This is a genomic window from Pseudomonas sp. C32, assembly GCF_030417915.1.
Taxonomy (GTDB): Bacteria; Pseudomonadota; Gammaproteobacteria; order Pseudomonadales; family Pseudomonadaceae; genus Aquipseudomonas.
Map to the genome: position 1 here is coordinate 106,227 of NZ_JAUHUK010000006.1, position 24,956 is coordinate 131,182.

Annotated in this window: 19 protein-coding genes; 3 read left to right on the forward strand and 16 right to left on the reverse strand. The window is 59.1% G+C overall.

The genetic code is table 11. The annotated features are described in order from the left end of the window. Nucleotides 1-63 precede the first annotated feature (63 nt). The 6 genes from QYH43_RS09105 to QYH43_RS09130 form a co-directional block, all read right to left on the reverse strand. Nucleotides 64-2,100 carry an LTA synthase family protein gene (locus tag QYH43_RS09105; RefSeq protein WP_095056833.1) on the reverse strand — a complete coding sequence of 679 codons (2,037 nt, stop codon included), beginning with the start codon at nt 2,098-2,100 and terminating at the stop codon, nt 64-66. Between the two features lie 31 nt (nt 2,101-2,131). Then, nucleotides 2,132-2,743, reverse strand: coding sequence for a hypothetical protein (locus QYH43_RS09110; protein WP_095056832.1), 612 nt, complete (start codon nt 2,741-2,743; stop codon nt 2,132-2,134). Further along, nucleotides 2,740-4,038, reverse strand: a complete 1,299-nt coding sequence (locus tag QYH43_RS09115) for an exo-alpha-sialidase (RefSeq protein ID WP_095056831.1) — start codon at nt 4,036-4,038, stop codon at nt 2,740-2,742. The genes QYH43_RS09110 and QYH43_RS09115 overlap by 4 nt, the downstream gene beginning before the upstream one ends. Nucleotides 4,039-4,262: 224 nt before the next feature. Then, nucleotides 4,263-5,198: a universal stress protein gene (locus QYH43_RS09120; RefSeq protein WP_095056830.1), complete on the reverse strand. Its 936-nt coding sequence runs from the start codon at nt 5,196-5,198 to the stop codon at nt 4,263-4,265. Between the two features lie 549 nt (nt 5,199-5,747). Continuing rightward, the gene (locus tag QYH43_RS09125; protein ID WP_095056829.1) at nt 5,748-6,182 is read right to left on the reverse strand and encodes a GFA family protein; all 435 of its coding nucleotides are present in this window, start codon (nt 6,180-6,182) and stop codon (nt 5,748-5,750) included. Between the two features lie 72 nt (nt 6,183-6,254). After that, a complete protein-coding gene (locus QYH43_RS09130; protein WP_095056828.1) occupies nt 6,255-7,196 on the reverse strand; it encodes a carbon-nitrogen hydrolase family protein in 942 nt (313 codons plus the stop codon). A 104-nt stretch (nt 7,197-7,300) separates the two neighbouring features. Here QYH43_RS09130 and QYH43_RS09135 point away from each other — a divergent pair, with 104 nt between their 5' ends. The 3 genes from QYH43_RS09135 to QYH43_RS09145 all read left to right on the forward strand — a co-directional run bounded on the left by QYH43_RS09135 (nt 7,301) and on the right by QYH43_RS09145 (nt 11,798). Next, entirely contained in the window at nt 7,301-7,984 is a 684-nt protein-coding gene (locus QYH43_RS09135) for a helix-turn-helix domain-containing protein (RefSeq protein WP_095056827.1), read from the forward strand. 871 nt (nt 7,985-8,855) lie between these two features. Continuing rightward, nucleotides 8,856-10,166 (forward strand): nucleotide sugar dehydrogenase, encoded by a 1,311-nt coding sequence (locus tag QYH43_RS09140; protein WP_095056826.1) that lies wholly within the window; start codon nt 8,856-8,858, stop codon nt 10,164-10,166. Between the two features lie 156 nt (nt 10,167-10,322). After that, nucleotides 10,323-11,798 carry a mannose-1-phosphate guanylyltransferase/mannose-6-phosphate isomerase gene (locus QYH43_RS09145; RefSeq protein WP_095056825.1) on the forward strand — a complete coding sequence of 492 codons (1,476 nt, stop codon included), beginning with the start codon at nt 10,323-10,325 and terminating at the stop codon, nt 11,796-11,798. Between the two features lie 116 nt (nt 11,799-11,914). Here QYH43_RS09145 and QYH43_RS09150 read toward each other — a convergent pair whose 3' ends face one another. From QYH43_RS09150 to QYH43_RS09195, 10 genes are read right to left on the reverse strand one after another with little or no spacing between them, the layout of a single operon-like run. After that, a complete protein-coding gene (locus QYH43_RS09150; protein WP_095056824.1) occupies nt 11,915-13,477 on the reverse strand; it encodes a right-handed parallel beta-helix repeat-containing protein in 1,563 nt (520 codons plus the stop codon). Between the two features lie 20 nt (nt 13,478-13,497). Next, nucleotides 13,498-14,625, reverse strand: a complete 1,128-nt coding sequence (locus tag QYH43_RS09155; RefSeq protein WP_301156912.1) for an alginate lyase family protein — start codon at nt 14,623-14,625, stop codon at nt 13,498-13,500. Continuing rightward, nucleotides 14,616-16,010 carry an alginate biosynthesis protein AlgX gene (locus QYH43_RS09160; protein ID WP_095151432.1) on the reverse strand — a complete coding sequence of 465 codons (1,395 nt, stop codon included), beginning with the start codon at nt 16,008-16,010 and terminating at the stop codon, nt 14,616-14,618. The genes QYH43_RS09155 and QYH43_RS09160 overlap by 10 nt, the downstream gene beginning before the upstream one ends. Before the next feature lie 41 nt (nt 16,011-16,051). After that, the gene (locus QYH43_RS09165) at nt 16,052-16,693 is read right to left on the reverse strand and encodes an alginate O-acetyltransferase AlgF (RefSeq protein WP_095056821.1); all 642 of its coding nucleotides are present in this window, start codon (nt 16,691-16,693) and stop codon (nt 16,052-16,054) included. A gap of 44 nt (nt 16,694-16,737) precedes the next feature. Then, nucleotides 16,738-17,841: an alginate O-acetyltransferase gene (locus tag QYH43_RS09170; RefSeq protein ID WP_095056820.1), complete on the reverse strand. Its 1,104-nt coding sequence runs from the start codon at nt 17,839-17,841 to the stop codon at nt 16,738-16,740. A gap of 10 nt (nt 17,842-17,851) precedes the next feature. Then, nucleotides 17,852-19,279 carry an MBOAT family protein gene (locus QYH43_RS09175; protein ID WP_256580299.1) on the reverse strand — a complete coding sequence of 476 codons (1,428 nt, stop codon included), beginning with the start codon at nt 19,277-19,279 and terminating at the stop codon, nt 17,852-17,854. Nucleotides 19,280-19,301: 22 nt separating this feature from the next. Continuing rightward, nucleotides 19,302-20,720: an alginate export family protein gene (locus tag QYH43_RS09180; protein WP_095056818.1), complete on the reverse strand. Its 1,419-nt coding sequence runs from the start codon at nt 20,718-20,720 to the stop codon at nt 19,302-19,304. Then, on the reverse strand, nt 20,717-22,054 hold the full coding sequence (locus QYH43_RS09185) for a tetratricopeptide repeat protein (RefSeq protein WP_095151429.1): 1,338 nt from the start codon (nt 22,052-22,054) through the stop codon (nt 20,717-20,719). The genes QYH43_RS09180 and QYH43_RS09185 overlap by 4 nt, the downstream gene beginning before the upstream one ends. Before the next feature lie 10 nt (nt 22,055-22,064). After that, a complete protein-coding gene (locus QYH43_RS09190; protein WP_095056816.1) occupies nt 22,065-23,207 on the reverse strand; it encodes a PilZ domain-containing protein in 1,143 nt (380 codons plus the stop codon). 18 nt (nt 23,208-23,225) lie between these two features. Continuing rightward, nucleotides 23,226-24,686, reverse strand: coding sequence for a glycosyltransferase (locus QYH43_RS09195; protein WP_095056940.1), 1,461 nt, complete (start codon nt 24,684-24,686; stop codon nt 23,226-23,228). Nucleotides 24,687-24,956 lie beyond the last annotated feature (270 nt).

The window sequence follows — 24,956 nt, forward strand, 5'->3', positions numbered from 1 at the left end:
AGGGCGGGGAGGTTGGGCGGGCCGCGCCTATCGAACGATAGGCGCGGTGGTTGCTACAGACGGTTACTGACGGACGTTCTGATACAGCATCAACCTTGAGGTTTCATGCATGGCGCGGGTCAACTCCGACAGACGTTTGAACTCTTCCGGGTTTTGCTGAGCCACGTTGTCCAGCGGGGTCTTCGACGCAAGGTCGTGGAGCGTTGGCGAGCTGCCGTCGTGCTCCATTTGCACCATGTAGTGTTGAGTCACGCCGGCAATCAACGGGAACGTTCCCTCGCGCAATACCAGCGGTACAACGCGTTCACCCTCGGGCGCGGGTTGCTGGATGTCACGGCCCATGCCGCTGTTGCGGAACTCAAGACCGGCCATGCCTGCCACGGTGGGCAGCAAGTCCACCAGGCCAACCGCTTCTTCGACCTTGCGCGTCCCGAGCAGACCCGGGGCGTGAATGATCATCGGCACCGCATTGCTTTCCAGACCCAGTTGCTGATAAGCCGGTGCCAGGTAAGGGATCTGCGCGATACGGGTGTTATGGTCGCCAAACAGCACGAAAATGGTGTTGTCGTAGTAACCGCCGGCCTTGGCGATTTCCATCAAGCGTCCGATGTTGAAGTCCAGCAGGCGCACGGCATTGTATTGCTCGACACTGCGCGATCCTGCGGCCTGGACTTCCTCGAGGGTCGGGTGCTTGACCTCGAATCCGTCGTTGGTCTTGGGAATCGTGAAAGGGCGATGGTTGCCGGCCGTCTGTACATAGGCAAAGAACGGTTTGTCCTTGGGCAGCGCTTGCAGGATCTGGTCGGTTTCCTTGAACAGGTCCAGATCGGAAATGCCCCAGACATCCACCACCGGGGACTTCCAGTCCCGCTCTTCGTACAAGCGAACGCCGTCGATGCTTTGCCGGATCAAGGCATTCATATTGGCCCAACCGGAGTTGCCGCCGATGGTGTAGATCTTCTCGTACCCGGTGAAAGCATTGACCAGGGAGTGCTGTCGGGTGATCAACGGGTTACGCGTCGCAGTCTCCTGGCGCGTCACGTCCGGGACCCCGCTAATGCTGGCCCATACTGTTTTTGCAGTACCTGTCACCGGCACATAGAAGTGCTCGAAGAACCAGCTCTGCGTGGCCAGGCGATCGATATTCGGGGTCGGATTGATCGGGTTGCCGTAAGCCCCGACAGCACTGGTACCCAGGGATTCAAGCATGACAAACATCACGTTCGGCGGTCGTGAACCCGGCACTTTGTAGGGTTGTGGTGCCTGGTGGCGAACAAAATTAAGAGTCTGCGGATCAGGCTGGTCAACGCTCAGGTAGTTGGCCATGACGGAATAGTGCTCGCGCACCTGCGCTTCGTCATAGCGGGACTGACCGACTTTGAGTGTGTCGTAGAGGAAAATCACCGGGTTCAGGCCCAGCGCGGCTGTTTGGTTGTTGCCCGAGAAGAACGCATCGCTCCAGCGTAACGGGACCGGGTTCTCAAAGTTCATGTTCTCGACACGACCCAAAATACCCAGCAAAACCACGATGACCATCGCGGTGCCACCCCATAGGGCGGAGAGCCGGTGAATCGGTTTGCGGCGACGGTCGAGGGTCACGCGTTCCAGGCGTACCAGGGCCAGTGTCATCAACGCGACGGTTACCAGCCAACCCAGAGAAATCCAGATCACCGGGTAGGTTTGCCAGACCATGTCACGGGAAATTTGTGCATCGTCGAGGAAGCGCAGGACCGTGGCGTTGATCCGCATGCCCAGGTACGCGTAATGCCCGAAATCGATGATGTAGATCAGCAGCAGTGCGCTCAGGACGGTGACGATGTACAGGCGTGCGATGCGGCGAAGCAAGCGGCTCGTGATCAGGTTCCAGCGAGGAATCCAGGCCAGTATTGCCAGCGGCAACGCTACCAGGATGGCCAGGCGCAGATCGAAACGAAAGCCGATGCCCAAGGTTTCCCGGACGGCATCGTCGTTGAGCAGGGCATTGGCGTCGAAACCGGAAAAGCCGAAAAAGAACACACCCCGCAACAGGGCAAACAGCGCAAACAGAATCGCCGTTGCGCCTAGCCAATAATGCAAACGTCTTGAATGCAGCCAACCCATCTATGTTTCCCCTGTTAAGAATCTCGCTGAATCAAGCGGGTCGATTCGGCGGTGAACGGTGCCGCTTGATCAGCAAACCATACATCCAGTGCATGACAAGCATCAGGAGTGACGCGAAGCAATACAGGCCCAGCAGCGGATCAATCAGGTAATCCCAATAGTTCTGCGAAGGTTTTATCCCGGCGACGAAGGCGAGGGTCGCGCTGGCCAGCATCACGACGGCAAGCAGGTTGCGCAGGTAAAACAGGCCTAGCGTGAGCAGTGCGAAGAAAATCAACATCGGACGCGGGTTGAAGCCGAACCGATAAGGGTCCAGATCACTCAACCCCATCGTTGCCGGATACAGCACCAGGGCCAACACGGCGAACAGGATCAACACCCAGGTTTTGCTTTGCTGCGCTGGCGGCAGGACGCCCAGACGTCGCAAGCAGCCCCACGCCATCAATACCATTGAGGTAATCGCCAGGTCATCAATGTGGCTACGCAGATACGTGGCCAGCGACAACCCGTCCACGGGAATGAAGCTGACGGCCAGCAAGGCGAACAGCACAGCGATGCGCAAAGCCCTGTTCAAGCCAAATGCCGGCAGCAGCAGGAAGGTGATCATTGCGAAGCTGACGTGGGCTTGCCAAAGGCTAATCATTTGAGACGCTCGGAAAGCCACGCCTCGTTGAAGGTGACGTGTTTGATGAAAGTGTTGTTCCAGGAATAAACCAGGTGATACATGCCGTCGGGACTGCGGATGAAGTAGGGGTATTCGTATTCGAATTCGCACCCGCGGACGGTACAGACACGGGTGTCGAGATTGTTCAGGAATTGCGCCTCCAGCGGTTGGCGTAGCGCACCACTGGAACCGCGGAACTCATGCCCCATGATTTCCTTGTAGACCTGGGGTGAAATCGGGTCCCCTTCAGGATCAGGCGACTTGTCCAGATCACTCAACGAGCGCCAATCGACCATTTTTGCGTCGGTACCATAAAGGCTCAGCTTGAAACGCCCCTCTTGCAGGTCGTTGAGCGCTACCAGCAGTCCGTGCTCGGGGGTCGCGACGGCCGCCAGCGAGGAATTCGGATTCGATGGGTTGAGCGGATAAGGCTCGCTCCAGGTTTGCCCGGCATCTTCAGTACGGGTCGCCAGAACGCGGTGATGGGTGTTGCCGGCATAACGCAGCAACGCGATGCCGCGCTGCCCGTCCAGCGGGACCACCGTGGGTTGCAACGAGTTCATGCCGTGGCTGATGCGGTACTTGTCGATCACTTTCCCGTCTGCGCTCAAGTAGAGATACTCGGCAAACTTGCCCAAAAATTCGTGGTAGACCGGTAAGCCGATGGAACCGTCGGCATGAAACACCGGTGCCGAGCGGACCAGGGTGCTGATGTTCAGAAAGGGGGACGTGATCAGTTGGCGCGGAGCGGACCAGCTTCCACCGAAGTCGTCTGAGACCATCACGTTGACCGCACTGCCGGCCCAGCCGCCCATGGACACGGACACGTAGAACAACCAAAGGCGATTATCCGGCGCAAGGGCAATCACCGGATTGCCCAGTTTGCGGATGTATCTTTGGGTTCCTTGTTGGGTCGAATCCCGCGTCGCCAGGACTTGTTCAGACCCCCACTCGCCGGTTTTCACGTCGAAACGGGCGGAACGTACCTGCACATCGGCGGCGCCTTCGCGAGAGCCGGCAAACCAGACGGTCATCAAGGAACCGTCAGGCAGGGCGGTTACCGCCGAAGAATGCACGAAGTCCACCAGCCCGGAAGAGGCGAAACGGCTGGTATAAATGGGCTTGGCCACTTGGTCGGCCACGGCCTTCACTGGATTCATCAACGCAAAGGAAGAGTGCGTGTGGCCAGGATTGAGGAACCATGCGGCCGCAAAAAGGGAGGTCAGTGCAAGGTAAGCACCGAGGGCAGGAATACTGGGGAATTTGATGCGCATCTTAAGGCTAGGCATCTCTTGGCCCATTCGAGGCGCGTAACCTATCACCTATAGTTAGAAAGCAGGTTTTTAGCAAAGGTCGCATTTGTAAGTAAATGTGTCTTAGGTGTTTCCGCTCGCCGAAAGCGGCTAATGGACAGCCGATCGCACTCACGAAGTGCGTCTGCATGAATGGCCTGATGGGGGCACGGCCATTGATTTTCCGGGAGGCATTTAACGTGCTCCTACGAGTGTGGTCGATGATTGTGATGGTTATACGGCCAAGCGGATATCGCGCTACCGTCATTGTCCGGTGAGCTGTGGGGTGGGGCGGCCAGCTCTTCCAGGTGAGTGATGATGTCGTCCGGCTTGAGCACCAGTACGTCGCTGTCGAGCGTGTCCAGAATCATCTCGGCGGTGTTGCCGATCAATGCTCCCGACAGCCCGGTACGGGCCACGCTGCCGATCACCGTGAGCGCGGCTTCAAGTTTGTGCGCGACGTATGGGATCAGCACGTCGGCTGAGCCCTCTTCTATATGCAGGCGGTCGTCGCTGATGTCGAATTCGTCCTGGAGGGTTTTGCACAGTTCGTGATACAGCGCCTGAATGCTCTCCTTGAGTTGGAGCACGGGGTCGGCTGCCGAGTACAGGGGATAGGGATGGGCGCTCATCATGTGGAGCGTGCCGCCCGCCAGTGCGGCGATGTCGTAACTGTGGCTGACAATGCCGGAATGCAGCACGCGGTGCTCGACGTCACCGTTACCGGCATCAATGGCCGCAAGAATGTTGCCTCCGGTCCACGGTCTGGCGGTTTTTACGATCAGTACCGGGCTGGGGCAGTATCGCAACAACTTCCAGTCGTCGGGGGTGAGAAAGGACTTCATCAGCGTCTGGGGAAGGTGCTGCTTGATCACCAGACCACATCCTTCCTCATGTTGGGTCGCGATGATGGTCTTGTGAAAACTCCCGTACCAGGCTTGTTGAGCGCTGACGCTATAACCCTCCTGTAGCAATTCGTCTTGTATGTCGCTCAGGTAGGCACCGTGGTGATTTCCCTTTTCGCACGCCAGCAGATGCAAGTGCGACCGGGTAGCGCCGGCAATCATTTTTGCCCTGTTCAAGATCAGATCCCTGGACTGCTGCGAATCCACTACCACCAACGTATTACGAATGGTGTGCATGAGTGTCTTCCTGCGCTGAGTACAGTTTCTTCATGGGGGTTGCGGGCACTCGCGGCCGATGTGAGCGCGTATTGGCCAGTTTGATTGTGCTTGAAATCGAACTGGCCAAAACTGGCACGCTACTGCGATTGCAACTATATTGGTATAAGTTGTAACGCCGCCGATACACTCGGCGCCGAAGTTACTACGTTACTTCAGGCCGATTGCGCTGCAGGCACTCAGAACTCGAGGACGTCTGCCGCCTTAAGTGTTTCGCCTGGTTGCAATGTAATGCGTCCGCACACAGGCCCCACCCACGTAGATACCCAGATCCTGGCGTTTGATCGAGTTGCTCTGCGGTGAGCGTATTGCTCAAGTAACTCGAGGGTTGAGTATGAGGCCTATTTTGTTTCGGTGCATAAGTAGATGTTCGGCGCACTTAGTTGATTTTCAACTAAGTGCACTCTAAACAAACCCCATTCGATCTGATGGGGCAGTCACTTGGCTATTTGTCTTGAGGGTTTAAGTAAATCCCTCTTTTTCATGCCAGGTTCGCCGATTGATAATGCGCTATTCCTCCACGCCGACGCCCGACCCTCCCAATTCGCTGGGGACGTCTTTGAGCTTGGGCAATCCATCTTTGATGTGCAGCACGGTCTCCTGATAGTGGACGTGAACGCCTGGCAAAAACGCGAGGTCCGGGATAACGGCGGCATACACATCAATCAGCCCCATCCCCGGATGTTCGGTGAAGAGGTGGCCGCCGCAATGTTTGCACCATTTGCGGTAACTCTGCTCGGTCTTGTTGTAGGTGCCGATGCTGTCAGCTCCCCGAGTGACCTGCACCGCCTCGGGCTTCCACAGCGTGAAGGCATTGACCGGTCCTGCCGACCAATGCCGACACGACTCGCAATGGCAATAGCCCATCGCGGCGGGCTCCCCGCTGACGGTGAACTCGACGGCACCGCAGAAACAACTGCCTGTGTAGGACCTTTGAGCGCTCATGAGATGACTCCTTGATCAGGGATTACGCGATACCGCCGCCGATGGGAGGCATCGCCTCAACGTTGTCTGGTTTCACTTGTCGATGTAGTGCACCGCTGTCGCCGGCGTGCGCCGAACCTGCAGTTCGAAAATGTCCGGGCGCGCATAGTGCCCGGTGACGTCGAGCGCCCGTCGCGCGGGGGCCACGAGTGAGACGTCAATGTCCGCATACAGAATGCCTGCCTCCCGGTGCAGTGGGCCGGCGGTGACCCGGCCTTGGGGGCTGACCACCACCGAGTCGCCGTCGTTGATCCACTCTTGCGGATCCGGAAACATTTGCATGCGAGCCGGAAAGTCATCGGGGATGTCGCTGCCGCGCAGCAAGGTGCCACTGCCGAGCACCCAGCAACGGCCTTCAAGTGCAATGTGGCGCATCGTGCAGATCCAGTCATCGCCACTGTCGTACGTGGGGGCGATGTAGATCTCCACTCCTTGGGCATACAGTGCATAGCGTGCCAGCGGCATATAGCTCTCCCAGCAAATTAGCGCACCAATGCGGCCGACCGGTGTATCGACCGTACGCAACCCTGACGCATCACCGACACCATGGACCATGCGCTCGGGGTTCGTTGGCATAAGCTTGCGGTGTCGGTTGAGCACTTCGCCGTTCGCGCCGATAACGACTACGCTGTTGTAGAGCGTGCCGCCGCCATGGCGCCGGTCGCATTCATTGATGCCGCACACGATCGTCACGGCATGAACCCGGGAGGCCTCGCACAATTCGCTCAGGTCACCATTCGCGATATCAACGGCATTGGCCAGCAGCCGCGCATGCAACTGTCCCATTAAAGCCCCGTCCCTTCCCGCCGCCAGCCGCCAGATCCATGACGGGTAACCTGGAATGAACTGTTCGGGCAAAACGATCAGCGAGGCGCCCGCCGCCGCGGCCTCAGCGACCGACTGCACGGCCCGGGCAATCGTCGCGCTGCGATCGAGCAGCACGGGCGGGCGCTGGATAATGGCTATCTTGGTCATGGCGTTCTCCTGTGGCGGTTGGCTTTCGAAGGCTTCAGCGTGCGCGTGGAGAAGTCGCGAGACTAGTGCAGAATCTGAAGCGTTGCAGGTTCGGAGGACAGGCGATGGACGAAAGTTACGGTCAGTTCTGCACGGTCGCCCGCGGTGCTGAAGCGTTGTGTGAGCGCTGGACACCGTTGGTCGTTCGCGAATTGCTCTGCGGCAGCAAGCGCTTCAATGAGCTGCACCGCGGCGTACCCCGGATGTCCACCAGTCTGCTGGCGCAGCGGCTGCGCCATCTGGAAGATATCGGCGTTGTCCATCGCAAGGCCGTCGGCAAAGTCTGGGAGTACAGCCTGACCGAGGCGGGCGAGGATTTGCGCCCCATCATCATGGCGCTGGGGCATTGGGGCGCACGCTGGATCGGCAGTCGCCTGCGCGATGACGAACTCGATGCGGGCCTGTTGATGTGGGACGTGCGCCGGTTCGCGCGCATCGAGATGTTCCCGTCCCGGCCGGTGATCATCCACTTCAGGTTCCGCGACGCCCGCTCCGGCGAGCAAGCGTGGTGGCTGGTGGTCGAAGAGGGGGTGGCAGATCTGTGCCGCGACGACCCCGGACGCGAACTGACGCTCGTCGTGGACTCCAGCGTGCGCGCGTTGACCGAGGTGTGGGCGGGCGACCGCACACCCAAGGAGGTTCTTCAGTCGCGAGAGCTGCGTGTAGATGGCGCCGTGCAGGATGCGGAAAATTTGTGGCGCTGGCTCGGCACGAGTGCGTTCGCCAGTAGCCGGCGCGCTGCAATGTGACCCTTGCAGCAGGAAAAACCGGACACCGACATCCTGTTACATGGATGTCGCTGTCGGGTGACCTGGTCATGAGCCTTGGGTTTCTTCCGTCGGTCACCAGACCTTAAGCGTGCAGTTGATGTTGATCCGTTTTTCGTTGTCGCTTCTGAATGTCGAGGCTGCACTTTGCTCATTGCGATACAACGCATGGCGCAGGCGCAGAGCGAGACCTTTTGCCGGGCCTGACCGTTTGACGTCTGCCAACTCCACGTCCTTCGACGACTCCGTCAGTTTGCCTCTTGAAGCGACCTGGACACTGCAGAAAACTCAATGCACGGGTGATTTCAGGATTATTGTCGATGTCGATAAGCGAGCCGATCAGGTCGCGCATCATTATATTGGCGTCTGAATGTTGGCGTGTTTCTGTTTGTTAATAAATATACTTGTTTATCAATTGCTTGCGTATCTAATTAGATTGTCTGCTTGTGCTGATATTTGATTGTTCTTGTGCGCGCTTAGAATGCGTCATGAAAATCTATTGCTTCTTTTTAGTGCTGTCGTCAAGTGGCGTAATTAAATTGATGGTGTGGGGGTGTTTATAATTGCTTGTTTTCTATGGATAACTTTTTTCGATGTTGTACAAATAGGCTGCATTTATTTTGTTGGCATTTACTTTGCTTCTGCTGAAGGGTCGAGTTTAACCCGATGCAACACCGTTAATTACAGGGACAGCGCCCATGTGAAGTATGCCGTACAGCATTCGTGACGCTTTCGAATGTGGGCTCAGGACCGAGCCGTACCTGACTGTCTTGCTGTGGCGGGCGAACTTCAAGCATGTTTCCCATGCTCGAGAGTCCGCTCTTTGTTAGGGGCGTGAGAGGAGTAGGTACAAATGCGCATTAGCATTTTTGGTCTTGGGTACGTGGGCGCTGTATGCGCTGGTTGTCTCTCTGCCCGCGGCCATGACGTGGTCGGGGCGGATATCTCTGCGGTGAAAATCGATCTGATCAATCAGGGTAAGTCGCCCATTGTCGAGCCGGGCCTAGAGCACTTGCTTGAATTGGGCGCGCGTTCGGGGCGCCTGCGAGGTGCTACCGATGTAGAGTCCGTCGTCATGGATACGGAAATCTCGTTTATCTGCGTTGGCACGCCAAGCAAGAAGAATGGCGACCTTGAACTCAATTATATCGAGTCGGTATGCCGGGAAATAGGAGAGACCTTGCGCAGCAAGAGCGCCTGGCACTCGGTGGTCGTGCGCAGTACGGTGCTACCCGGCACGGTGAAAAACGTGGTGATCCCGCTTCTGGAGAGCTGTTCGGGCAAGAGGGCGGGGATTGATTTCGGCGTTGCCGTCAACCCGGAGTTCCTCCGGGAAAGCACGGCAATAAAGGATTATGACCACCCGCCAATGACTGTTATCGGTGAACTCGACCAACGTACCGCGGACATGCTCGAAGCGCTCTACAAAGAGCTGGAAGCGCCCATCGTGCGCAAGAGCATCGAGGTGGCGGAAATGATCAAGTACACCTGCAACGTCTGGCACGCCATCAAGGTGAGCTTCGCCAACGAGATCGGCAATATCTCCAAGGCTGTCGGGGTGGATGGGCGTGAAGTGATGGACGTCGTCTGCCTGGACAATAAGCTGAACCTGTCGCGTTATTACATGCGCCCGGGGTTTGCCTTCGGGGGATCATGTTTGCCCAAGGATGTGCGTGCGCTAACCTACCGTGCCGGTCAACTGGACGTAGAACACCCGCTTCTGGCTGCGATCATGCGCAGCAATGCGGTGCAGGTGCAGACGGCGTTCAACCTCATTGCCGGTTATGGAAAACGCCGGATCGCCCTGCTTGGCCTGAGTTTCAAGGCTGGAACCGATGATCTGCGCGAAAGCCCGCTGGTGGAATTGGCCGAGATGTTGATCGGCAAGGGCTATGACCTGCAGATATTCGATCGCAACGTCGAGTACGCCCGTGTCCACGGTGCGAACAAAGAGTATATCCAGTCGAAGATCCCCCACGTTTCCTCACTCTTGCGCTCCGACCTGACTCAGATAGTGGAGGATGCGGACATCATCGTCCTGGGTAACGGCGACGAGATGTTCGATGCCGTGGCGCGACAGGTACCACCCGGCAAGAAAGTCGTCGATCTGGTGGGCTTCATGGACCATTCGAGCAACCACGAGTCGGAAGGTATCTGCTGGTAACGGGGACCACGACAACGCCATCCAGACGTTCGAGCGATAGCGCCGTCGGACGTTTTTGCAGGTGAAAACAGAGAAGGGCAGTCCTCCGGTTTTCGGGATGCGATCCCAGCGGAGCTTTCATATCTATCGACAATGAAAGATTCGGAGGAAACAAAAATGATTCCAGTGATTTTGTCCGGCGGCAGCGGCTCGCGGCTCTGGCCCCTGTCGCGAAAGTTGTATCCCAAGCAGTTTCTGGCATTGACCAGTGAGCGCACGCTCTTTCAGCAGACCTTGCAGCGGTTGACTTTCGATGGCATGGAAAAGCCGATCATTGTCTGCAACCAGGAACATCGTTTCATCGTCAACGAGCAGCTCGCTGCCATCGGTTGCACAGCCCAGGCGATGTTGCTGGAGCCCTTCGGCCGCAACACTGCTCCGGCAGTCGCTCTGGTGGCCCTTAAACTGCTCGCCGAGGGGCGTGACGAACTGCTGCTGGTATTGCCAGCCGATCACGTGATCACGGATGGGGCGGCCTTGCATTCTGGACTTCAGCAGGCGCAGGCCGCCGCTGAAAAGGGTGGCATGGTGTTATTTGGCATACCCGCGACACGCCCGGAGACCGGTTTTGGTTACATAAAGGGGGCGTTCGCAGAGCCTTGCCCCGATCTGCCCGAAGGCGTTTTTCGGGTCGAACACTTCGTGGAGAAGCCGGATCTGCAAAAAGCCGGCGAGTATGTGCAGTCCGGTGAATATTTTTGGAACAGCGGCATGTTCCTGTTCCGCGCCAGCCGGTATCTCGAAGAGCTGCGCGTACATGAGCCGGATATTCATGAGACCTGCGTACTGGCCCTGGAGCGAAGCCGCAGTAGCGATGCGGCCATCAGCATTGATGCAGGGACCTTCGAGTGCTGTCCGGACAATTCGATTGACTATGCGGTGATGGAGCGTACCAAGAGTGCCTGCGTAGTGCCGCTGGCCGCTGGATGGAGCGACGTGGGTTGTTGGTCGAGTTTGTGGGACGTGCATGCGAAAGACGTAGACGGCAATGTGCTCAAGGGTGACGTGGTCAGCCACAACAGTCACAACTGTTTCGTCCATAGCAGCGGCAAGCTGGTGACGCTGCTGGGACTGGACGATGTGGTGGTGGTAGAAACCAAGGATGCGGTGATGATCGCGCACAAGAGTGCCGTGCAAAGTGTGAAAAAGCTGGTCGGTATCCTGGATGCCAATGGCCGTCAGGAAACTCAGAACCACAGCTCTGTGTATCGTCCATGGGGTGCCTATGACTCGGTTGACAGCGGCACCCGTCATCAGGTCAAGCACATTACCGTGAAGCCGGGCGCCCAGCTTTCCCTGCAGATGCATCACCATCGAGCGGAGCACTGGGTCGTAGTGTCCGGTACCGCTCAGGTAACCTGCGGCGACAGGGTTTTCCTGCTCACCGAAAATGAGTCCACTTACATCCCGGTCGCTTCGGTGCATCGTTTGGCCAACCCCGGCAAAATCCCGCTGGAGATCATCGAAGTTCAATCGGGCAGTTATCTGGGCGAGGACGATATCGAACGATTGGAGGATGCCTACGGGAGGACACACGAATCTCGGGGCAAGCCTTCCGCTGCTCCAGGGGGCGTGGTGCTTGTCAAAGGCTAGATAACGAGGGTGCACAGGATGACCTGTGCACCTTGCCTTGGTCGTATCAGGTTGAATCCAAATTGAATCCAGCCTGATATACATTGCTGCACTGCCTACCTTTCGGCAGACCTGCGTCAGTTTCCGCTGCTTGATCTCAGACGCAGGAACTCGCCTCGATCCCCGGTTTCATTACCGCGCAGGCAGTTGCCGGGCAGACTGGCGGGGGGGCTGGTGCCGGCCTCGGCCCAGATCCATACCTCGACGATACAAGGGTTCATCACCGTGGCTTCCACCAGCAGACTCTGCACGGGCATCAGGTCGCCAGCCATCAACTGTTGATCAGTCTGTCCCATCTGGTAGTGGTTGTCCCCCAGCACCACCCGATCTATGCCCTCTGTGCGGATCATCGCCTTGCCGGCATTGGCCAGTCGGTTAGCCACCAGCACCAGGCGCGACGGCTGGCCTGTCGGATTGCGCATGCTGATGGCGTATTCCGGCGTGGTGCTGATGCGGTTGTCGATGACATAGACGGTGCCGATCGCTTCGCCGTCGATGCCGCTGCTGGCGGTGTTGGCGATGTAGTTCTGCGCGAGCAGTAGAGGGGTGTCCTTTTTATCGACAAGCTGGCGAAGAAAGATGCCGTTTTGCGTAGCGCCGATCATGTTTTGTCGCAGCACCAGTTCGCCATGCTGGTCCAGCACCTCAATACCAGCTTTGCCAGCGCCGAGTATCACGTTGCGTTCCACCACGCCGCTGCTGGTGCCGCGCAGTCGAATGGCGCTCTGGTTTTTCACGGTGGCGATATGATTGCCAACCAGGCTGGCGCGACTGTCCAACAGGTCGAGGGCGTATTGTTGCAGGTCGTCGAAACGATTGTTTTCGATGCGCGCCTCGGCCTTCTGCAATTCGACACCGCTGGACAGCTCGCTGATCCGACTGCCGCTCATCAACAGGATTGCCGGCGCCAGGCCGAGAGCTTGCTCGGTGCTGCGCGCGAGCGTCAGGCCGCGGGAAAGGTGGGCGTTGTAGCCGAGGCGGCTGAGACTGGAGTCGATGATGCGGGTGCGGCTGCCGGCCCAGGCCATGACGAAGGGACGGAACGGCTGCTTGATTTCGGCAGGCTGGCCGTCGCTCCAGCTGGTCAGGGTGGCGTGCTTTAGGGTCAGATCGCCTTGGTTGATCAGTGCAGTGCCGGACTGGGTGCGAAGGTAGAGGGTGCTCTCCACGATGTTGAGTGCTGCACCGGGGGCGATCAGCAGTGGGTAGCTGAGCAAGTAGCCGTCGTTGTGCCGGCTCATCACGCGCTCGTCGCCGAGTGCCTGGTGCAACTGCGCCAGACCGATGCCGCCGCCGCGTACCACCACCACCAGCGGGTGATTTGTCTGGTAGCTGGCGATGACGCGAAACAGACCGTTGTGCACGAAGGGTTCGAAGGGCCAGCTGCCCTCCTGCGAGGAGAACAGACTGCTCAGGCTCACCGAGGCGCGCCCGACGGGGCGCGACTCGCGCACCTGATTAGCGTCCACGCCCTGGTCGGCGGCCTGCAGCACGCGCTCGATTTCCTGCTGTTGCTCGGTGGCCGGTACGTCGCTGAGCTGGTGGCGCAGAAGACTCTGCGCCTGTGCCAGTGGTAGCAGTGTGCAGCACAGGAAGCAGAGCAGGGCATGGGCAGCGGATGGGGGGAGCGATCTGGGCATGGGCTTCACCTGGGCCTGGGTTATTCGACATTAGGGTAGAAAGGCTTGATGTGTCCGCCGATCTGCCGGTAGCCGTCCACATCGCCGTGTTCGGCGCCGTACAACTGGCGTGCCAAAACGTGCTGCGGGTTGTGGCTCAGGAAGGGGACCAGCCATGCCATCTTGTACGGCGGCACCTTCTGCTGCTTTTGCCCTTGCAACTCCGGAAGGCCATTGGGGGCGAGCACGATCCGGGCAGCGAAGTTGGCGAGCAGGTCGAGCTTGCGGCTGTCTTCGGCGGTGACGCTGGCGCCATTGAGCCGCAGGGTTTCGGCGACGAGGGTCAGCGGTACCAGAGCGTAGTGGGTGTAGTTGGCGGCGAGCGTCCCGCGCGCCAGTTCATTGGGCAGATAGGCATAGTCGCCACCGACCGACGGGGTGATCTGCTGCATGGCGCGGCGAAACACCTTGGCGCTCCAGTCGATGCGGCTCTGCTTGCCGAGCAGCATGCCGGTGGAGCCGATGGACCAGGCGGCCCAGTAGTCGTGGTTGTTGAAATAGCCGAAGGACGGGGCGAGGCGCGGATCGTACTCTTCGATGATGATGCCGGCCAGGCGGTCCAGCCACTGCTTCTGCCGCTCGCTGAGTCGCAGTTGGTTGCCGCTAAGGGCTTGCAATTTGAGAACGCTGGAGGCGATTGCCGCCAGTGCCCAGTTGCGCACCGCGATACCCGTCTTGTTCGCTTCGCGGTTTTCCAGGGCTCCGGCGGCGGCCCAGGCCTCCAGCCATTGGTCCATGCACGCCAGAGCCATAGCGGCGTGCGGCGGGTCTTGCGCCTTGGCGTAATAGTCGGCGAACAGGCTGAGCATCTTGCCATAGCTGGCCACGCTGTCGTGGATACGCTGGGACTCCTGGGATTGGCCCTTGCCCAGTGTGGACTTGGTCGGGTCGCTCTGGTCGTATTTGCTGTCCACCAGCAGGGCGCCAGTGAAGGGCTCTATCACCGGCTTGGGGCATACCAGCGAGTGATAGTCGGGCAGCACGGAGGGCGCCGTGACACTCGTCGGCAGGCTCCAGATCGACCGGGTGCCGCCTGCGGTTGCGTTGGAGGGTTGGGTCACTGGTAGCAGCGCTGCGAGCAGGAGCAGGGGGAGGCATCTCAGAGACATAGTTTCACATCCATCGAGATCGGCGTGTCCAGGGGCTGCACCGGTTCGAGGAACACCGACAGCAGGTTTGCGTTGCTGAACTCTGCGGCGGAGCTCAGTTCCAGGTAGAACTGACCACCGTCGACAATAGCCTCGCGACGGAACCAGGCTTTATCGCGGGCGCCGTTGTCGTAGTAGGTGATGATGTAGAAGTCCTTGACGCTCTTGTCCGACAGCTTGATGTCCAGGAAGCCGTACTTTCCGGTCATTGCCAGGCGCCGTGTGCCGCTATTACTCAACAGTTCGATGCGCTGGCCGGGCACCAGCGATGCACGCTCGAGCTTGTTACTGGTGAGCACTTGCGGCGATTTGGCGCAGCCGCCGTTGATCGCCGGGATCAGTTGGCGGTACATCAGCGGCGTCTCCAGGTGGAAGCTGGCCGGCAGCTCCCAGATGATCATCTTGGGTGGCGCATCCGGCTTGTAGCTGTCGGACTGCAGGTATTGCAGCAGCGAACCGTCCTGGCCGGCACCGGCCAGGGCGAAGTTGAGGATGTCGACGTTGAGGAATTCTTTCAGGTAGCCATCGAAGTTGTAGTTCTTCATTTCGTCGTCGCGCGCTGCCGAATTGCTGGTGCCGACCAGTATCACTTCGGGGGCGGCGGCTTGTTCGAACAGTGCGCTGGCATCGTCGGCCGCGGGGACGGTCTGGAAGCCGCGGACATACTGGAAGCCGTAGTTGTTGCCGCAGATCTTCTTCAGCGCCCGGCTCATGGTACCGTCCTTGGGCAGTATCATCCCGGCCTCGGTGCGGTAGCTCTTCTTGGCCAGTCCGGCGTAGAAGGGCTGTCGCTTGATTTCTGCGGCGACGATCTTTGCCGTGGCCTGGGCACCGGAGGGTGTCCAGTGGTGATCGCGGCGAAAGAAATACTCTTCCTTGGGCGGGTTGCGCACCAGCACCATGGCGTCCGGCACCAGGGCACCTGGAGCACGTAGTTGGCCGAGGAAGTTTTCCAGGTTGCGCGAGGCGGTGGGGTAGGAAAAGCCGAAGCTGCGCTCTGGCAGAATCTTGTCGCGGTGCATCAGCCCGCGGGTCGGCTGCACGGCGAACACAACCTTGATCTGCCTGGCGGCGAAGGTCGCCATCAGCCGGGCATATTCGGGCTGCATTTCCTTGGGGATGAAAAAGTCGTTGGAGAGGTCGACTTCCGAGCGGAACAGCCACTTGTCTTTGCCCGGAGTCACTTCCTTCATCGACTTCATGATTCCTTCGGCGTACTGCTGCGGATCGTGCAGCGCGGGGCAAATCAGACACTGCAGGTCGCAGTTCTCCTGCGCGCTCGCCGGCAGGCCAACGGCAATCCAGGCGAGCAGTAAGGTGCAGACTGTACGGAAGGTGTGCTTCATAGGTCACCGCAGGCTTCGGGTTGGCGGGCGGGCATGTCGCTTCACTGCAAAGAGTCGAACGAATTGGCCAGGCTCAGGGTCCGTACCTGACCGCCCTGAGCGATGGCCACGTAACTGTAGGACCCGCCTTTCTTGAGAAACTGCTCGTCGAACTTCGCTACATTCTGCTCGCCGCTATAGGCGGCGAAGCCAATCTTGATCTCGTTCACCAGGCGCGTACCCATCTGGTTCTGCGCGATGTTGTCGACAATGGCATGCTTGCCATCGAGGGTCTTGAGCGCCAATGGCTTCTCGGTAAGGTTGTAGAACGCCACCAAAGCTTTTGTCGGGTCCATGCTATAGGTGTCGACGATGGGCTTCAGCGCCTTGCCGTCGTAGATCACAGTGGTTGCCGAATCGGATTTCAGGCCAAGGTCCAGACTGGTCTTGTCCACCGTCAACTGTTGGCTGCCGGGGGTGATGTAGAGGTAGCCGCCCAGGTGGCCGCCGCTGACTTTCTGGGCCTTGCTCTTGCCCTTCAGATGAACGTCCACTGGGGCGCCGGCCAGGTTGAGCACGCGCACGAAGGCCGAACCGGGCGGCGGTGGGCTGGCATAGAGGCCACCGTTACCGTCGGCGGCATGGGCGGGGCTTGGGACGAGCAGCACCAAACTGAGCAGGCTACCAAGGAACGTGGTTTTCATCGTCGTCATCTCCATGTTTCGGGGGGGGGGCGAAAAGGCCGTGCCTAGAAAAACTGGTTCATGGTGGCCTGCCAACTATTGGAACTGGGCTTCTGCGCCAGCAGGGTGCGCACAGGGAACTCCCAGATAACGGTCTTGATGCTGTCGTTCCTCAGTTGCTTTCCAGCAAGGAAGTCGTCCATCGCCTGGAAGGGCCCGCGAGCCTCCACGGCGGTGGTAAGCAGGTCATTCTGTAGCGACTCCTTGAGGAAACCGGGGAAGTTCCAGTCGTCGATCTTGGTGTAGCTGGAGCCGACCAGCATGATCGACTCTGACTGGTCGTCGAACAGAAAGGCATCATCCAGCGACTGGTTGCGGCTTATGGTTTCGAACACCGGGATGTTGTCGCCAAGCAACGGCCAGGGGACCAGCCAGTCGCTGACCTGGATGAAGTTGAGGAGGTCGCCGTGATAGCCCTTTTGCGCCACATGCTGTGTGGCGTAGGGCGCCTTGCCGATCAGTTCGGGATGCTGGCGCGCCACTTCGTGCGCCGCCAGGTTGGCACCATAGGGCGACCAGTGGGTATCGGTTTTCAGGAACAGCTGCGTGCTGTCCTTGGCACTGAGGAACGCGCTACGAACCGGTGCAGTCTCGATTTTCTGCTCGGCGAGGCGCGCCACGAAGTCATCATAGATACCCGCGGTGCGCGCATCGAAGCGCCGCTGTGCGTACTCGGCATAGATGTCGAGCTTCATCGGCACCGGCATCAGGATCAGCCGTTTGTTGTGCTGGCGTAGCTGCTCCTCGATCTCGGCGATGTTCCGCACATGTTGGGCGACTGCGTGCGAATAGTCATTGGGGATCATGTACTCCTCGTTGGTGAACAGCCAACCGTTACGGCCAATTACCACGCCCTTGCTGCCTTCGCCGAAGACCAGGTATTGAAGGTCGGCCCAGGTGCGGATGGCGGTATCACGAAGGACGAACTCGCGGTCGTAGGTCATCTCCAGCTGTCGCAGCAGGCGGCCGTCAAGGAACAGCGCGAGGGCATCGGGCTGCGTCCTGAGGAAGCTCACCACCTTGGGAATGGAGTACACCAGCATCACTGCGAGCAGGATGCAGAAAGCGATGCCATTGACTTTGCTAGCGCTCTTCATGACGGGGAACATGGCGATCTCCTCAGAACTGGAAGTACAGGAAGGGGGAAAAGGAATTCGCGGCGAGCCGCGTGACCGAGATGCCGAAGCCGGCCCAGAGCATCAGTGCAGTCAACCCGCTGACGCTCTGCATGAAGTAGGGCTCCTGGTTGCGCAGGTAGAAGCGGTTGTTGATCATCCCGGCAACCACCAGCCAGACAACCGCCAGCAGCACGAAGGACATGCTCAGGCTGGAGGTGCCGAGGAAGTACATGTCCAGGCTGCCCAGACCGTTGAGGCCAAACAGGCCGGAGAAGATCTCCAGCGAGTGCCTCAGATTGCCGGTGATGAACAGAGGCATGCACAGCAGCAACAAGAGCAGCGCGCGCATGTTGTGCCAGAAGTTGTACGGTGTGTTGACCTTGGTGGCGATGCCCAGGCGGCGTTCCAGCACCATGATCACGGCGAAGTACAGGCCGAAGAAGATGAAGGCGAAGCTGGCGCCGTGCCAGAAACCGGAGAGCAGCATGGTGATGAACAGTGCGGTATCACCGCCGACCTTGCGCGAGCGTACAAGCGGCAGGTAGACGTAGTCGCGTAGAAAGTCGGCCAGGGTCAGGTGCCAACGCCGCCAGAATTCGGTGAGGCTTTTGCACAGGAACGGCTGGTTGAAGTTTTCGGCGAAGCGAAAGCCCATCATCAGCGCCAGGCCGATGGCCATGTCGCTGTAGCCGGAGAAGTCAAAGTACAGTTGAACCAGCGAAACGAACACGCCAAACCAGGCGTCAATGAACTGCGGCGAACCCTCGGCCATGAACAGGGTGTTCATCGGCGCCAGCGAGTCAGCGATCAGTACCTTCTTGACGAAACCGAGCATGAAGCGGCAAACACCGAGGGAAAACAGCTCCAGCGAGTGGGTGCGTTCTCGCAACTGCGGGGCCAGCAGGCTGTAACGCAGGATCGGACCGGCAACCAGATGCGGAAACAAAGCGACGAAGGCAGCGAAGTCAACGAAGCGGTTGGTCGGTTCGGCATCCTTGCGATAGATATCGACGATGTAGCTCAGTGCGTGGAACACGTAGAAAGAGATACCCAGCGGCAGGATGATGGTTTCCAGCGTGAAGGTATTGATCCCCAGCGGCGCCAGGGCTGCAGCTATCACTTCGACGCCGAAGTTGGCGTACTTGAAGTAGCCCAGGGTGCACAGGTTGCCGATGATACCCAACCACAGCAGGCGTTCGGCGCCGGACTTGTCGTCGGCATCCAGCCGCGCCTTGATGCGCAGGCCGAACCAATAATTCCAATAGGAGATGCCGACGAACAGCAGGAGGAAATCCGGTCGCCACCACGCGTAGAAGCAGTAGCTTGCGACGACTATCACGTAGTTGCGCCAGGAGTTTCTGGCCAGGTAATAGACCAGCAAAAACAGTGGCAGGAACAGGTACAGGAAGATGTTCGAGGTAAAGACCATGTTGGTGTTCCTCTCATGATGTTTAGTAGCGCAGCACCACGCCCAGACTGACCTGGAAGTCATCGTCCAGGCCCTTGACGGCATTCCCGCTCCAGAAATACCCCGCACTGGCCAGCAGGTTGAGATGCAGCTGTTGGCCGTGCAGGTTTATCGGGAGCATCTGCCAGTAGTAATTGGTGTCGAGGATCTGTCCGAGAGACTTGCTGCCGGTGGCGGTCAGGTCATCGGCGACGTTGATCGGGATGCCGCCGTCGGCATCGCGCAGATAAAGGTCGGAAAGTCGCACGTCGAAGCTGTTTCGCGGCTTGGGCTGGGTTTCCACTGCGACGCTGTAGAACGCCAGATTGTGCAGGTCGACGCTGAGAAAAGAGCTGAGCAAGCCGTTGGTGTAGGTCTCCTTGTTGGTGACGCGGTCTGACTGGATGTTATTGAGGTAGAAGCCTTCGTTCTCGTTGGACGGCTTGTCGGTCAGTCCGACACGCAGGGAAAGCCGTGGCTTCCAGGGCGTTTCATCGAATCGCTTGCCGATGTTGCCGATCAGCGCCCAGCCATGGGTGTGTTCATTGCTGGTTGCGCCAGCGCTGTCGGTGAGGTCGAGACGACCCTTGAGCGCCGCCAGTTCGAGGCGGTAATCGCTGAACAGCGGCGAGACGCGCAAGTTGTCTCCGTAGGCGAACAGACCGAGGCGGCCTCCGCGAAAATCACTGCGATCGTCCGGGTCGTCCCCCGAGCTGTCCTGCTCGATCATCAGTCGCGTGCCGATCCAGTTTCTTTCACTCCAACGCAGGGCGTATTCGCCCATCCCGTAGGTGATGTCACGGTCGTTATCGCGCAGGCTGTTGTTGTCGGTGTTGTAGTTATGGAACTTGCGCGCCACGGCTACGAAGCCAGTGGCGAAGGTGTCGACGAAGTCCAGTCGCAGGGCTTCGATGCTATCGTCCCACCATATGCCGTAGTGGTCGGCGAACTTCTGCCGGCCGACGCTCAGCGAATAGCGCGGGTCGCCGCCCAGCAGGTTGCGCTTGAGGTAGAACTCGCGCATTTCGGAACTGAAATACTCGGGCTGTTGCTCGTTCGGCTCCTGGAGGGGCGAGGTGGTCTGCGCCGAGGCGTAGTTCAGCCAGGCGCGTGCGAAACCCTGCCATGTGGGGAACTGGCGATCCGGCGAGTACCAGGTGAGCGAGGGCTCGTAGCGCAGACTGTAGAAGCCCTTGCGATCCTCGCCGAGGGTCGAGTTATCCGGTCCGTAGCCACCCTGTACGGTGAGTTTCTGCTGCACGACGAGGTTTTCCGTGCCCGCTGCGGGAGGTATTTGGGTGGCGTCCCGAGTGGATTCGCCAGTCGCAGCGCCTGAGTTGTCCGCCTCGGCGGCGGCGTGTACCGAACTCAGACTGCCAGTCAGCAGCGACAGAAACAGGATGCTGGAGAGTCCATTCGTCATAGCTGTACCTTGACCTGTTTCATGATGTTCACCCGCGCCTGCAAGGCCGCGCTGATGTCTGCCGGACTGATCTCTGCTTGCAGTTCATTCAGGTACTTGATCGCGCCGAGCTCGCCGTAGTCCACGGCGATTTTTGCGTAGGCATAGGCGCGAATCTTGTCGTTGCATATGCCGCGCCCGCGTCCGTAGATGGTGGCGATGCGATAGAAGGCTGAGGCCGAGCCTTGATCGGCGAGGCGTTCGTAGGTCTCGATGGCCTTGAGCTGGTCGACCTCATCGAGCCCGCCCATGCTGTAGAGTTCGCCGAGGTTCAGGTTGGCGTTCTGGTACCCCTCGGCGAGCAGGCCGCGGATGATGTCGTAGGCTTTGTGGGGATCGAGGATGCGCCAGTTACGCACCATGTAGGCGGAGGCGCGCAGAGCGCGGCCCTGCTGCGACTGACTGGCCTCGATGCGGTCAATCAGGGCCAGGGTGTCCTCATAGCCGTAGCTGTCGGCGAACGACATCATGTAGCTGGCCTTGGTGACCAATGCCGACTCCGAACCGCGGGCTATGGCGTTGTCGAGCCAGAGCAGCACCGAGGGATCGTTTTCGCCGGAGAGGCTGCTCAGGTGGTTGCCGATGGACTGCACCACGTCCACAGGCAGGTTCGGGATTCGGGTTTCGAGAGTCTTGGCATATGCCCTGAACACTTCCTCCTGGCGTTCGCCGAGGAAGCGATAGTAACGGTCCACCGCGCGGGCATCGTCGAGCATGGCGCGGCGATAGTAGCTTTCGGCCTGCGCGTACTGCCCGCGCAGTTCCGCCAGCGCGGCACGGTAGCTCAAGCTGAAACAGTTCTCCACGCAAGCCTGGTCGTAGAGGTTGATCAGCCGCGTCACTTCCTCGCCCTGGAACTCCTGCGGGTAGGCCAGGAAGACCTCCAGTGTCGAAGACAGCGTGTTGAAGTCTCGCTCGTGCGAATAGAGGCCGATGGCATGCTTGAAGAACGCCTGGTTCTGGTTGCGGTACCGCGGGTTGCGTTCGCTCAATCGGGCCAGCCCCGTCAGCGCGTTGAGCTGCCCGAGGCCATCGTCGAATGAACGCTTATACAGTTCGACGGCCTCTTGCACGCGGCCTGCGTCCGGTGAAGCAGCGAGACGGTCTGCCAGCAGCATTTGCGATGCCGAGTCGCCACGGGTCGCCAGTTCACGAAGATCGGCCTCGACGTCGGCCTGGCTGTCCTTGAACAGACGGTAGCGGATCTCCGGCAGACTCGCGGCGTCCACCGGCAGCCCCGGCAATAGCGCCAGGGCCAAGTAGATCAGGGAGGCAGAGGCGTTCTTCAAGCGCATGACCAGCCTCCTAGAAACCTGGGTCGAAGGGCAGGTCAAGGTACACATCGACCGCCACCGGATGCTGGTACGCCGACAGTGGCAGCGTGGTCTCTGGCAGGATGCTCAGCACCAGCATCTGGTTGACGCTATCCACCGCGGAGCCCACCACCTTGCCACCGAATGCCCCGGGCATACCGGACACGCGCAGGCTGACGCGCTGGATGCGGTTGATGTCTTTGAGCTTGTCAAAGGGGAAGCTGGCCTTGACTACCAGGGGTTGATCCTTGGGTATCAGGTGCAGCAGCGGGTCAGTCTTGTAGGCGTAACTATCCAGCTTGCGTCCTGGAAAATAAACGTAGCAGTCGCAGGGGCTGGCGATTACCGTCTCGATCAGTGAACGTCCGAGCAGCGTCTGCAGATCGCTCTGCGACAAGCTGGCCAGCGCCTGCAGGTCCGCAGGGCTGTTGAAGTTGGTGAGCAGTTGGGTCGACACCGTGGCGATTGGTTCGCCAGCCTTCACTTCACCGGCATCGCCTCCGACCATGAACTTCACGTAGCCGTTTTCCGGCATGTTCACCTGATAGGCTTCGGCGCTGACCTGTGCGTGGGCGGCCGAGACACGGAAGAAGAACAGGTAGGTTTTGTATGCCAGCAGGCTCATCACCAGCAGGCCGAGGGCAAGGAACAGCAGGCTGCCGAGCATGGCCTGCAGGCGTTCGAAGACGGTGCGCGAGCTGCTGGTGACCTTCTTTCTCTCCTTGATGTAGTTTTCCCGTTGCATCACGTTGAACAGACCGTTGAAGTCGGCGACCTCGCCTGACATATAGGCGGCGATCATGTAGCGCAGGATGTCCCGCTTCTGCGCGTCGAGCTCGATGAACTCGGCGCCGACTTCATCAGCGCGCTGGGAGACCACGCGAATCCTGGCGTCAATGTTGATATTGATCGTCGAAAGATTCAGACGAATGCTGGCGGAGTACATTGAGCCAATCTTCAGCTCTTTGCCGCAGAGCAGGCTGATGCCACCCAGCGAGATATCCTGGATTTCGCATTCGAGCGGCCCCTCCCAGCTCTGCAAGATTACCGTGGCCGGGATCTTGATTCGCACGAACTGGCGTTCGTCGGTGGCTTCATGGACTACGTTCGCAGACAGACTGGTGGCGATGCTCATAGGACGATGGCCTCGGGGCTAACGTTGAGTAATCTCAAGCAGGAGAACGACTGTGCCAAGGAACAGCGAAACCGCAGAAACCAGCATGGTTTTCGAGGACCAGCGGTTAAGGGCGACATCAAAGGACGAACCGGTGGAGCTGAGGGTGGTCTTTTGCCGCGTCCAGCTTTGCTGGTCGAGATGGAACAGCGAATAGACCTTCATCAGCGAGCCGACGATCTGGTTGTAATAGAGCACCAGCGGATAGAGCGGATCGACCGGGTGCTGTGTGAAGCTGAACAGCAGCGTCGCCAGGGTACGGGTCAGCAGTACCCAGAACAGGTAGGCGATAAAAAACTGCATACCGAGTACCAGCCCGGCGATGACTGAGGCAGCCAGCCCGAGTAGCGATGTCCACATGGCAATGCGTTGGTCGTAGAGCACATACATGGTGAACACTCCCAACTGACGCAAGCCCAACAGCTTGGTGGTACGAAAGTTTTGTCGCAGCGAATTGCCGTACCATCGGAACATCAGCTGGCGCGACGCGCGGAAGAAGTTGCTGTCTGGCGGATGCTCCACCGTCACGGTGTTGCTGTCGGGTACATAGAAGGTGTCCCAGCCCGCGCGCATCAGGCTGAACCAGGAGGATTTGTCATCGCCGGTGAGGAACTGGAAGCGGCCGAGCCGCCAGTGGTCGAGGAAGTCGGATTCGACGTCACGGATAAAGCCCGGATCGATCATCACGCGGGCGCGGAAAAACGATAGCCGTCCGGTCATGGTCAGCACTCGCCGCGACAGTGACATCGAGCACATGTTGATGTGTCGCTGGACGAAGCGCAGCGAATGCCATTCGCGTACCAGTTTGCCGCCTTCCACTTCGCAGAATTCGTTGGTGGTGATGCCACCGACGCTGGGCAGGTAGGCGAAGAACTTCACCGCGTTCCCCACGCAACCGGGCAGCATCATCGTGTCCCCATCGACCACTCCGACGACGGCATCGTCCAGCGGCATTTGTCGCGAGAGGGCACGGAAGGCGTGGGCCAGGCCATGGCGCTTGCCAGTACCGCGGGCGCGCACCACCACCAGACGGATGCTACTGAGGTCTCGCACTTCACGGCGCAAAATCTGCTTGATGAAGTCCTCGTCGGCCTTCTCGACGATTGAAGCGATCACCGTGCAGGGCACCGGCAGGCGTTGCACCTCCTGAAACAACGCTTGATAGACCCGGTAAGTGGTATGGGTCGGTATACGGAAGCTGGTCACCACCATGAACAGGTGTGAGGGCAGGGCGGAGTCGCCCATTCGCTCCACGGCCCGTCGCATGAGTGGAAACTTCCAGTGCAGGAAATACATGCCGCGCACGTAGTGCATCACTGCATTGGCGTAGCGCCAGGCACCGAGCCCGCCGACCAGCAGGATGAACTTCTGATTGGTTGGGTCGAGGAGCTCGGGGTCGAGGCTGTCGCAGATCAACGCCAGGGTGCAGAACAGGAGCATCCAACCGAAAAACTTGGCTGCACTGGTTCGATCGAACAGGCGGGCCGCAAACGAAGAACTCTTCCTCTTCTGATGCGGCCATTCTGGGTTCAATGGTTCCTTATCGATGCCCGCCATAACCTGACACTCGTCTATGAAAGTCGAAGAATGATTTTTGGCAGGTACATCGAAAACGGCTGTGGTCAGCCGATGGAAAAGCGCTTCACTGTCGAGGAGATACCCAGTCCGTGGAGGTACAACAGAGGTCTCTCTCGAAGCGCCCTATCTTGG